The sequence below is a fragment of the Vibrio sp. 1249-1 genome (genome assembly GCF_033340495.1).
In genome coordinates, this window is record NZ_JAWOWJ010000016.1 from 1 (window position 1) to 11,007 (window position 11,007).

At 44.5% G+C, this 11,007-nt stretch carries 8 protein-coding genes and 1 tRNA gene; 5 read left to right on the forward strand and 4 right to left on the reverse strand.

Features of this window, described 5'->3' with window-relative positions; genetic code table 11:
- The 4 genes from R7Z50_RS20490 (at position 1) to nspC (ending at position 6,351) form a co-directional block, all read left to right on the forward strand.
- Positions 1–76 (forward strand) — tRNA-Gly (locus tag R7Z50_RS20490).
- 898 nt (positions 77–974) lie between these two features.
- Positions 975–3,851, forward strand: a complete 2,877-nt coding sequence (locus tag R7Z50_RS20495; protein ID WP_262583802.1) for a pyridoxal phosphate-dependent class III aminotransferase — start codon at positions 975–977, stop codon at positions 3,849–3,851.
- A gap of 18 nt (positions 3,852–3,869) precedes the next feature.
- The gene (locus R7Z50_RS20500) at positions 3,870–5,114 is read left to right on the forward strand and encodes a carboxynorspermidine synthase (RefSeq protein ID WP_012841628.1); all 1,245 of its coding nucleotides are present in this window, start codon (positions 3,870–3,872) and stop codon (positions 5,112–5,114) included.
- A 103-nt stretch (positions 5,115–5,217) separates the two neighbouring features.
- On the forward strand, positions 5,218–6,351 hold the full coding sequence (gene nspC / locus R7Z50_RS20505) for a carboxynorspermidine decarboxylase (protein WP_005386789.1): 1,134 nt from the start codon (positions 5,218–5,220) through the stop codon (positions 6,349–6,351).
- A 77-nt stretch (positions 6,352–6,428) separates the two neighbouring features.
- Here nspC and R7Z50_RS20510 read toward each other — a convergent pair whose 3' ends face one another.
- Together R7Z50_RS20510 and R7Z50_RS20515 are read right to left on the reverse strand one after the other, a co-directional pair.
- Positions 6,429–6,941 (reverse strand): glycine cleavage system protein R, encoded by a 513-nt coding sequence (locus R7Z50_RS20510; protein ID WP_238855301.1) that lies wholly within the window; start codon positions 6,939–6,941, stop codon positions 6,429–6,431.
- Between the two features lie 221 nt (positions 6,942–7,162).
- On the reverse strand, positions 7,163–8,065 hold the full coding sequence (locus R7Z50_RS20515; RefSeq protein ID WP_239932164.1) for a DUF3943 domain-containing protein: 903 nt from the start codon (positions 8,063–8,065) through the stop codon (positions 7,163–7,165).
- Between the two features lie 191 nt (positions 8,066–8,256).
- Between R7Z50_RS20515 and R7Z50_RS20520 the strand changes: the two genes are divergently transcribed.
- Positions 8,257–9,489 (forward strand): CinA family nicotinamide mononucleotide deamidase-related protein, encoded by a 1,233-nt coding sequence (locus tag R7Z50_RS20520; protein ID WP_225477562.1) that lies wholly within the window; start codon positions 8,257–8,259, stop codon positions 9,487–9,489.
- Positions 9,490–9,585: 96 nt separating this feature from the next.
- Here R7Z50_RS20520 and yfaE read toward each other — a convergent pair whose 3' ends face one another.
- Together yfaE and nrdB are read right to left on the reverse strand one after the other, a co-directional pair.
- The gene (gene yfaE / locus R7Z50_RS20525) at positions 9,586–9,867 is read right to left on the reverse strand and encodes a class I ribonucleotide reductase maintenance protein YfaE (RefSeq protein ID WP_005376817.1); all 282 of its coding nucleotides are present in this window, start codon (positions 9,865–9,867) and stop codon (positions 9,586–9,588) included.
- Positions 9,867–11,000 carry a class Ia ribonucleoside-diphosphate reductase subunit beta gene (gene nrdB, locus R7Z50_RS20530; protein ID WP_005376818.1) on the reverse strand — a complete coding sequence of 378 codons (1,134 nt, stop codon included), beginning with the start codon at positions 10,998–11,000 and terminating at the stop codon, positions 9,867–9,869. Before nrdB ends, yfaE begins: the two co-directional genes overlap by 1 nt.
- Between the last annotated feature and the right edge of the window lie 7 nt (positions 11,001–11,007).

Consider the following 11,007-nt stretch of genomic DNA (forward strand, 5'->3'; position numbering starts at 1 on the left):
GCGACACTAGCTCAGTTGGTAGAGCGCAACCTTGCCAAGGTTGAGGTCACGAGTTCGAACCTCGTGTGTCGCTCCAGATTTAAGGCCTAACATGAAAATGTTAGGCCTTTTTCGTATTTTTTTGAAAATCTCAAACTTCTTTTCTGTCACAGACTTCGTTAAGTAACGAACCCTTTGTCTCATTGACTCAAGTGATTGTTCATTCTGCCATTGCAAAGCATCTTAGCCATTCCTACTAGTCTATGTTTAAACCATCACTTGTGGAGAATAACCACTCTTGATCCAGGCAAAGCTGTGACGAGAATGCTATCTTTTTAAATGTTCCGGATATAGAAAGGAATGTTTTACGATTAAGCAGCACAACCTTAAACCTCTGTTGGATGAGGTGATGATATCTCAAGAATATTTGTTTAAATAACAGCTGTTTGAGAGAAGCAGAAAAGCATAGCTCACGACTATGAGCACGACAGTTGCGATGGGGTATGTTTTGTTGTGATTTACATCACTGTTACTAATATGAAAAATCGTTGCCAGAAGATTTTATTTTGTGATAAATTCGCGCGCAATCTCGGAGCGTAATTAACAACGTTTGATCTCTGGGGGATACGCGTAGTGACCATTCAAGCTGATTGTGACACTGCGTAGGGTAGGTATCGGCAAAGCCTTTTGTCGATAGACGGGATACTAATGCTGTAAACGCGGCATATTAATGGGAAACCCAACATTGAAACCTTTGAATAAACACACACTAATCAGCTTCATACTGCCGAAATGTCCTGTTTTACAAAACGGGTGCATTACAGAACCTTGATTAATCCCTTTTACATATAAAGCCGCGAGTATCGTGGCGGATGATCTGTATTTGTCATTTATGCACTGACAAATGCGGAGGGGTATTCACACCTCCTGTAATTTCATTCTAATGATTATTAATACAGGATACAGAATTATTATAATTCAAGGGATTATGTAGTATGAGCACTGCCTTTGAAGTCGATAGCAATATCGCAAACATTTTTTCGTCTCAGGTTCCTATCGTTGAGGGAACGTATGACTTAACGCCAGATCAAGTATTGATCGATCAGGCTGAGCATGAATCTGAAGTACGTTCTTATCCACGTCGTTTGCCGATCGCAATTAAACAAGCCTTTGGGTGCTTGGTTGAAGATACGCGTGGACAGATCTTTCTAGACTGCCTTGCGGGGGCAGGCACTCTAGCTTTGGGGTATAACCATCCTGAAATAAACCAAGCTCTGAAAGAGCAATTGGATTCAGGACTGCCATATCAGACGCTAGATATTGCAACATCAGCAAAAACGACGTTTATTCAATCTGTTAAATCTTTTCTTCCTCAAGAGTTAAGCGAGAACAGCGTTATCCAATTTTGTGGCCCGTCTGGAGCTGATGCGGTTGAAGCTGCTATCAAGCTCGCGAAACAGACTACCGGTCGCAACACTATGTTTGCCTTCCGTGGCGCATACCATGGTATGACTAATGGTACGATGGGGATGATGGGTAACTTAGGCACGAAAGCTCGTCGAACTGGTTTGATGTCGGATGTGCACTTTATGCCTTTCCCATACAACCTGCGTTGTCCTTTTGGGCTTGGCGGTGACGAAGGTGCGAAAGCAAGCATTCGCTATATCGATCGTCTTTTAAACGATGATGAGTCAGGCATTATGAAGCCTGCCGCGATTATCGTGGAGCCAGTGCAAGGTGAGGGTGGTGTTGTTCCTGCGCCAGCATTCTGGCTACGAGAGTTACGTCGTATTTGTGATGAACACGGTATCTTACTGATCTTCGATGAGATCCAGTGTGGTGTTGGTAAAACTGGCTACAATTTCGCGTTCGAAGAGTCGGGCATTGTTCCAGATATTCTGTGTTTATCAAAAGCAATTGGTGGTGGCTTACCAATGTCGCTATTGGTTATCAACAAGCAACATGATACATGGAAGCCGGGCGAGCACACAGGTACATTTCGTGGTAACCAGCTAGCCATGGTCTCTGGTGCGAAAGCATTAGAAATTATCCAGCGTGATAATCTTGTTGAGCATGCCAATGTTGCGGGTCAGTACCTGCGCTACGGCCTTGAAAGTATTCAAAAGCGTGTGAACTGTATCGCAGAGGTTCGTGGCAAAGGTTTGATGCTAGGCGTGGAGATTAAAAATCCAGACGGTGAGCTCAATAAATTTGGTGAACCTCAAGCGGATAGTGAACTCACACTTTCTATTCAACGCGCAGCACTCGAGCGTGGCTTGATCGTTGAGAAAGGTGGACGCGAAGGCGCAGTAATTCGTTTCCTTCCTCCTCTTATCATCTCGTTTGAGCAAATCGACTTTGCTTTACGTGTATTTGAAGACGCGATTTTAGCCGCTGGCGGTAGTCACATCGAAACTCAGCCACAAGATGAATGGAAGAAGCATTTCATCCACACTGGAGAGATGGGCAGCAATGAATTTGCTTCGGTGATGAATCACACTACTACGGCAATGAAGTCAGTGTTTGAACAAGTGACTACACCGTATTCAGGTATGGATCCAAAAGCATTGGAAGCAGCGATTCACGAAGTTGATCTTGATAATGGAAATGCGCCTCTTAAAACCGTTATCGACGATGCTGCTGAGCTGGTCGCGAAAAACGCAATTTTTACTCAACATCCAGATTGTATTGCTCACCTGCATACTCCACCTTTGATGCCAGCGATTGCGGCAGAGGCAATGATTGCGGCTTTGAACCAGTCTATGGACTCATGGGATCAAGCTTCATCAGCGACTTATGTTGAACAGAAAGTTGTGAACTGGCTATGCGATAAATATGAGTTAGGTGAAAAAGCGGACGGTATCTTCACGAGCGGCGGCACGCAAAGTAATCAAATGGGTTTGATGCTTGCGCGAGATTGGATTGCTGACAAACTCAGTGCACACTCAATTCAAAAGCTTGGCCTTCCTGAATACGCAGACAAGCTACGTATTGTATGTTCGAAAAAATCCCACTTCACGGTTCAAAAATCAGCGTCTTGGATGGGATTGGGTGAAAAAGCGGTCATGACCGTCGATGCTAATGCCGATGGAACGATGGATGTCACTAAATTAGACGAAGTTCTCAATCAGGCCAAAGCAGAAGGTTTGATCCCATTTGCCATTGTTGGAACCGCGGGTACAACGGATCACGGTGCTATTGATGACTTAGACTTTATCGCCGATATGGCAGCGAAACATGACATGTGGATGCACGTCGACGGTGCATACGGTGGAGCTCTGATTCTAAGTAGCCAAAAAACTCGTCTGAAAGGTTGTGAGCGTGCACATTCCATCAGCGTAGACTTCCATAAGCTGTTTTACCAAACCATCAGTTGTGGTGCGCTATTGGTAAATGACAAGTCTAACTTTAAATTCCTGCTTCACCATGCAGACTATTTGAACCGCGAACACGACGAACTACCGAACTTGGTGGATAAGTCTATTGCGACAACTAAGCGTTTTGATGCGCTCAAAGTGTTTATGACGATGCAAAGCGTAGGGCCAAAAGCCCTAGGCGATATGTATGATCATTTGCTTGAACAGACGCTTGAAGTGGCGGACATGATTCGAGATAACAAACACTTTGAGTTGTTGGCTGAACCATCACTCTCTACGGTTCTGTTCCGAGCGACACATGAATCAGCGGATCTTGATGAACTGAACAAAACGTTGCGCTTAGAAGCGTTAACACGCGGTATCGCGGTATTGGGTGAAACCATTGTCGACGATAAAACTGCATTGAAATTTACGATTTTGAACCCGTGTCTGACGACGGCGGACTTTGAATCTTTGCTCTCGAAAATCAATACGCTAGCGGCAGAGCTAGTTTAACAAAGGTAACGGAAAACTATGGCAATTCTACAGATTGGTGCAGGCGGCGTTGGCTGGGTAGTTGCACATAAAGCAGCACAAAACAACGACGTTCTGGGTGATATCACAATCGCATCACGTACCGTAGGTAAGTGTGAGAAAATCATCGAATCGATTCAGAAGAAAAACAATCTGAAAGATTCAACTAAGAAATTAGAAGCGCGAGCGGTAAACGCGGACGACGTAGATTCTTTAGTTGCTTTAATTAAAGAAGTACAACCTGACTTAGTGATCAACGCAGGTCCTCCTTGGGTGAACATGTCTATTATGGAAGCATGTTACCAAGCTAAAGTGTCATACCTTGATACATCTGTTGCGGTTGACTTGTGCTCTGAAGGCCAACAAGTACCTCAAGCTTACGATTGGCAGTGGGGCTACCGTGAGAAGTTTGAAGAAGCGGGCATTACAGGTATTCTTGGTGCTGGTTTCGATCCGGGCGTAGTATCGGTGTTTGCCGCATACGCAGTGAAGCATCTGTTCGATGAAATCGATACTATCGACGTAATGGATGTAAACGCAGGCGACCACGGTAAGAAGTTCGCAACTAACTTTGATCCAGAAACGAACATGCTTGAGATTCAAGGCGATTCGTTCTACTGGGAAAACGGCGAGTGGAAACAAGTACCTTGTCACTCACGTATGCTTGAGTTCGAATTCCCGAATTGTGGTTCACACAAAGTGTACTCAATGGCGCACGACGAAGTTCGATCTATGCAAGAGTTCATCCCGGCGAAACGCATCGAATTCTGGATGGGCTTTGGTGACCGTTACCTAAACTACTTCAATGTGATGCGCGACATCGGTCTACTCAGCCCAGATCCACTAACGCTTCACGACGGTACGGTTGTTCAACCTTTGCACGTGCTAAAAGCACTACTACCAGATCCAACATCACTCGCGCCAGGCTACACTGGCCTAACGTGTATCGGTACTTGGGTTCAAGGTAAGAAAGATGGTAAAGAGCGCAGTGTATTTATTTACAACAACGCTGATCACGAAGTCGCATACGAAGATGTTGAACACCAAGCTATCTCATACACCACTGGCGTACCAGCGATCACTGCGGCTTTGCAGTTCTTCCGTGGCAAGTGGGCAGACAAAGGCGTGTTCAACATGGAACAACTAGATCCAGACCCATTCCTAGAAACCATGCCATCTATTGGTCTAGATTGGCATGTTCAAGAACTGGAGCCAGGACAACCTGTTATCCATAAATTGAAGTAAGAATTTAGCGGCTCTTATTTGTACGTTTAAGCCGATGCACTTGCGTCGGCTTTGTTCGATTTTATAGTGCCTTTGCTAAGGCGAAGGGACGTAAGGTATCAAAATGCAACAAAACGAACTAAAAACGCCATACTTCATGATCAATGAAGACAAGCTGATTGAGAACCTAGAGAAAGCAAAACAGCTAAAAGACATCTCTGGTGTGAAGCTTGTATTAGCACTGAAGTGCTTCTCAACATGGGGTGTATTCGACATCATCAAGCCTTACCTAGACGGAACAACAAGTTCTGGCCCGTTTGAAGTGAAGCTTGGCTACGAAACGTTTGGTGGTGAGACACACGCATACAGCGTGGGTTACAGCGAAGATGACGTTCGCGATGTGGCGGACATCTGTGACAAGATGATCTTTAACTCTCAGTCACAGCTAGCGGCTTATCGTCATATTGTCGAAGGTAAAGCATCGATTGGCTTGCGCCTGAACCCAGGTGTGAGCTATGCAGGGCAAGACTTAGCAAACCCAGCGCGTCAATTCTCTCGTCTTGGTGTTCAGGCTGATCACATCAAACCGGAAATTTTTGATGGTATTGATGGCGTAATGTTCCACATGAACTGTGAGAACAAAGACGTGGATGCGTTTATCGGCTTACTCGATGCTATTTCAGCTCAGTTTGGCGAGTACCTAGATAAGCTGGACTGGGTAAGCATGGGTGGCGGCGTGTTCTTCACATGGCCGGGGTACGATATCGAGAAGTTGGGGTTAGCACTTAAAGCGTTCTCAGAGAAACACGGCGTACAAATGTATTTAGAGCCGGGTGAAGCGATAATTACTAAGACCACTGATCTCGTTGTAACAGTGGTTGATATTGTAGAGAACGTAAAGAAGACGGCGATTGTCGATTCAGCCACAGAAGCTCACCGCTTAGATACGTTGATCTACAATGAGCCAGCGTCAATTCTTGAAGCATCTGAAAATGGTGAACATGAGTATGTGATCGGCTCGTGCTCTTGTTTGGCTGGTGACCAGTTCTGCGTGGCGAACTTCGAACAGCCTCTAGAGATAGGACAGCGTCTGCATATTCTAGATAGTGCCGGTTACACCATGGTGAAACTGAACTGGTTTAACGGTCTACGTATGCCGTCGGTTTACTGTGAACGTTCGAATGGTGACATTCAAAAACTGAATGAATTTGACTACTCTGATTTCAAACGTTCACTGTCTCAGTGGTCAGTGAAATAAAACGTATTGAGTATTAGAACGACAAAGAGCAGCTGAATTGCTGCTCTTTTTATTGGGGAAGCGTTAAAGGTATGCAGTTAGCTTTCTACAATTACACGAGTGTCTTCACTCAGAGATTCTAACTCATTGGCTATGTCTTCAATTTCTAGCTCGCTAGGTAGTTTTATCGCCATTTTAGCGCTGAATAAGCTAGAGCTTACCCCTCCGCCTCCAGCAATGAATACACGCTGACAATCCATATCTAAAATAGAGATACCTTGATTATCGAGAACGTGGGTAATTTCATTCACAATACCCGCTCTATCGTTGGCATCTAAACGAAGTTGGAAGATAGTGTCTTCACGATATGAGTGAGGCTCAGAGTCGACGAACTTAACAACAAGAGTCTGACAAGAAGAGAACGCCTGTTTAACGATGTCGGCATTTTCTCTTGGAAGCTCCACTTTGATGACACCTGCAACTTGGTCTTCGATAAAGTTTACTTTGCTGATCAGCCATTTCCCGCCGTTTTCGTGTGTGATTGCAGCGAGCTCTTTAATCGTGGCGGGTGACGCTTGTCCGACAAAATTAACAATAAATACGGTGTTCATAATGTCCCCTCCTGGAATCAAGGTTTGGACGCAGTACGAATAAACGTGCTACTTAAGTTATTGGAATAAATCCTTTTATTTAGTGTAGGTGCTAAGGGCGGGTAATGTTTGATGAAAGTCAATTTTTAACACTAATTCGTGATGCAAATAATTAAAACAATGTTCAGAGCACAAAAAAGCAGCCATCGTAAGGCTGCTTTTTACCGAGTATCAACTTAGGATTAGAAGGTTACTTTTAACTCGATACCATAAAATTGACTGTCGTAGTTTGCGCCTGCGTCCATGGCGAATTTTGCAACATCTTGGTTTCCAAACCAAGGTGATGAATTGAATTGTAGTTCTGCACTACCGCCCCATGCATCAGTTACCCAATAATGAATATGTCCAACAGGGTTTAAGAAGAAGAGCGAAACATCACCTGCGGTTTCAGAGCCCATAACTTCGCCGCCGTTGGCAATAATGTCTTGCTCAGCCGTTAACATCATTTCACCAACAACAGCACCAAAGAACGGTGTAATAAAAATATCCTGCCAAGACGGTACCTCTGCGAACGCCTCTACGCCATACTCCCAAAAGAACGTCGACATAGTTGCGGAGTACAAAAACGACTGAAATTCATTATAGCCAGCGTGACGTGCTGCCGTGTAGTAAACGCCGCCAAAATATGGGTGCATGATGTAGTTGAGGACATGTTCATCGCGATCCCAAACGGGGCCGTCAGAGACATTATCTTTCCACTTTTGCCCCAACTTACTCATGTCTCGGTCTTCTTCGTCCCATTTGGTGATACTTTCTGGAAGAAAAGTCATCATGCCTACGGTCGCGATACTGAGACCTAGAATGGTGTAGGTTTGACCCATCAGATAATCCCAGTCTTTATCTTGAGGGATGATGAGATGTTTAGGCTGAAGCCCTGCGTCAAGGTTTAGCGAATCATCATTATTCTGTTCATACATAACACCGCGATTTTGAGCCTCGAAGGTGTACAGAGTCGTCGTTTCGCAGTAACCTGACAAGCAATCAGGTGTGTAAGAAAACTCTGTATGACGGCTTAGGTCATAGTGACTTGCGTGCGCAAGCGCTGACGAAGCCAAGCAAAGGCCTGTTAGAGTCGTCTTGAACATGGATGATTTTGACACAAAGGTCTCCGAGTTAATGGTGTATGTTCGGGCTCGTAATTATCCCTCAAAACATCAATCATTTAAACACTTGACCCTTATTTAGTCCCAACAAACCTCGGCGAGATTTGTCCAAATAAAAAGAAAAATAAGCGCTATAACGAAAATAGGATTGTGCTTACGTTCAGGAGTCAGTTGTGAAAATAGCAATGCTTAGTACTGGTGAGGAAGTCCTCCACGGTGATATTGTTGATACTAATGCGGCATGGTTGTCTAGCCTGTTTTATCAACATGGATTTGGCTTAACAAAGCGCTCAACGGTTGGTGATAGCCTATCGAGTTTGGTTGAAGAGTTTTTAATGCTCAGCTTTAACAACGATGTGGTTATTGTTAATGGTGGTTTAGGCCCTACAACGGATGACATGAGTGCTGCCGCCGCCGCGAGAGCCGCCGATTGTAAACTGGTGCTATTCAAAGAGTGGTTGCAGCATCTAGAAAGTTTGTATGCTCGACGTGGCATCCCTATGCCGGACAGTAATTTAAAGCAAGCAATGCTGCCAGAAACGGCAGAGATATTGGACAACCCGATAGGCACTGCTTGCGGTTTCAAAATGCTGATTAATGATGCCATTTTTTATTTCACACCGGGTGTACCAAGTGAATTTAAGCTCATGGCAGAGACGCAAATTCTTCCCGATCTGAGAAGAGTGTTTCCCGATGTGCAAGGTTCATGTTGTAGCCGAATCTACACGTTTGGTCTGTCTGAATCCGGTATTTCAGATAAGCTAGATAAGCTAAAACTTCCTCAAGGCTATGAGCTAGGGTATCGCTCTTACTTGCCTTTTATTGAAGTGAAACTTTTTGGTCCTTCAGATCAGCTTGAACAGCGTTTGAAACTCGTACAGATAATTAATAAACACCTTGAGAGTAATACCGTTAGTATTGATTTACCTATGGTTGAAAATGTCGGCCAGTTGTTGGTCGATAAAGGACTAACAGTGTCGACCTCCGAAAAAAGTAGCAGGGGATACTTAACGTACTGGCTAAACAGTGATGAAAACGCTGAAAAGCAACTAGGGCATGGTTGGGTACTACCGAGCCTGACTCAGGCGATGGGCAACAGCGGAGATCCATTAGCAGAAACGTTTGCTCTGGCTGGTGCTACGCGAGAGAAGTGTGGGACGGATTTATCACTCGTCACTGGCCATATTGAAGAGGGCGTTTTTTCCGTCGCTTTATCGACACCGTCAGGCGAGTGGGGAGCATTATATAAACTCTCGAAAAAGTATCAGCGCAATGATCAAGTTAAAGTGATCAGCACGGCAGCACTAGACTTGTTGCGTCGCTACCTAGAACGTAAACCGATGTTTGCGCATTATGCATTTTTAGAGAAAGTTAAAGAGATGCACCTCCCGAGCAGTGCTTTATAACCAAAGCTCTCTACAGTAGTCTGAGAGACAAAAAACAGAGACAAAAAAGCCAAGGTGATTACCTTGGCTTTTGCATTTTATACCGTCGAGTCAACGTTATGCGCGCTGCTTTTCTTTCATCGCGTAGTTAACGCCGCTAAGTGACAAATCTGATTTTGCTTTACAGATACAAGGTAATATTTCATCACTTTGTGTGTAAGCCATGGCAAAACCAACATACTCCACTTCACCAGACTCCAATTTGCAGCGACAGGCGCCGCAGTGCCCATCACGGCAGTTGTATTCTGGTAATAGGCCAGCTTGCTCCATTGTTTCCAAAATCGTATTGGAAGGGTTGGATTCAATGCTGATCAGTTTGTTGATTTTGAGTGTTGCCATTACAGCTCGAATCCTTCGAAGTCATCTGCGCGAACTTCATTGTCAATTTGACCCACAAGGTAAGAAGAGATTTCTGCTTCTTGAGGCGCAACTTGAACGTTATCTGAAGACAACCAAGCGTTAATCCATGGAATTGGGTTGGTTGTTGCTTCTGGATACGCTGCTGGTAGACCTACCGCTTGCATACGAATATTTGTGATGTATTCAACGTATTGGCTTAGGATGTCTTTGTTTAGACCGATCATAGAGCCATCTTTGAATAGATACTCTGCCCACTCTTTTTCTTGCTCAGCCGCTTCTTTGAATAGGTCAAAACAGTCCTGTTTTGCCTCTTCTGCGATTTGCATGAAAGTGAAGTCATCTTGACCGTTACGTAGCAGGTTGATCATGTGCTGCGTGCCGTTTAAGTGAAGTGCTTCGTCACGAGCGATCAGCTTGATGATTTTCGCGTTACCTTCCATTAGTTCGCGTTCTGCGAAAGCGAAAGAACATGCGAAACTTACGTAAAAACGAATGGCTTCTAATGCGTTAACAGACATCAGACAGATGTACAGCTTCTTCTTAAGATCGTACAGACTAACCTTAACCGTTTCACCGTTAAGGACATGCTCACCTTCACCGTAGCGATGGTAATCATTCGTCGCTTGAATCAAATCGTCGTAGTAGTGCGCGATGTCTTTTGCACGCTTCAGAATGTGCTCGTTCTCAACGATATCATCAAACACTACAGCAGGGTCGTTCACGATGTTACGAATAATGTGTGTGTAAGAACGAGAGTGAATCGTTTCAGAGAAAGACCAAGTCTCAATCCAAGTCTCTAGTTCTGGCAGAGACACAAGCGGCAGCAGTGCCACGTTAGGGCTGCGGCCTTGGATAGAGTCAAGAAGCGTTTGGTACTTCAAGTTAGAGATGAAGATGTGCTTCTCGTGATCTGGCAGTTTGTTGTAATCGATACGGTCACTAGATACGTCTACTTCTTCTGGACGCCAGAAGAAAGAAAGTTGTTTCTCGATAAGTTTTTCGAAAATCTCAAACTTTTGTTGGTCGTAACGTGCAACGTTTACTGATTGACCTAGGAACATTGGTTCCTTCAATTGGTCATTCTTTTTTTGGTTAAAAGTACTGTAAGCCATAATGCCT

Coding starts and splice junctions, on each gene's coding strand:
- nrdB (WP_005376818.1), bottom strand. CDS start 11,000: ATGGCTTACAGTACTTTTAACCAAAAAAAGAATGACCAATTGAAGGAA.
- yfaE (WP_005376817.1), bottom strand. CDS start 9,867: ATGGCAACACTCAAAATCAACAAACTGATCAGCATTGAATCCAACCCT.
- R7Z50_RS20495 (WP_262583802.1), top strand. CDS start 975: ATGAGCACTGCCTTTGAAGTCGATAGCAATATCGCAAACATTTTTTCG.
- R7Z50_RS20510 (WP_238855301.1), bottom strand. CDS start 6,941: ATGAACACCGTATTTATTGTTAATTTTGTCGGACAAGCGTCACCCGCC.
- R7Z50_RS20515 (WP_239932164.1), bottom strand. CDS start 8,065: ATGTTCAAGACGACTCTAACAGGCCTTTGCTTGGCTTCGTCAGCGCTT.
- nspC (WP_005386789.1), top strand. CDS start 5,218: ATGCAACAAAACGAACTAAAAACGCCATACTTCATGATCAATGAAGAC.
- R7Z50_RS20500 (WP_012841628.1), top strand. CDS start 3,870: ATGGCAATTCTACAGATTGGTGCAGGCGGCGTTGGCTGGGTAGTTGCA.